This is a genomic window from Mesorhizobium silamurunense (assembly GCF_014843905.1).
Classification (GTDB): Bacteria; Pseudomonadota; Alphaproteobacteria; order Rhizobiales; family Rhizobiaceae; genus Mesorhizobium; species Mesorhizobium silamurunense.
On sequence record NZ_LPVS01000115.1, the window covers coordinates 1 to 218 of the forward strand.

The window sequence follows — 218 nt, forward strand, 5'->3', positions numbered from 1 at the left end:
GCATCAAGGCGACGCCCTCTTCGACAGCCGAGAGCGCCGCCGTCCAATCCTGGGCCTCCATCGCCGGCCGAAGTTTGGCGTATATCGGGTTGGTCAGCGTCAGTTCGCGCGCTTTGCGTTGGTGCCTGGCAATTCGCTCCGCATCGGCCGCTTTAGCTTCATCGCTGGCGCGCCAGCTGCCGTTAAGCACTTTCGGCAAAACCTCATGGAGTTGCATC

1 pseudogene is annotated in these 218 nt (G+C 61.9%); it reads right to left on the reverse strand.

The features are described from left to right. Window positions 1-218, reverse strand: a pseudogene (locus AU465_RS36000) (TlpA family protein disulfide reductase); the annotation flags it as partial.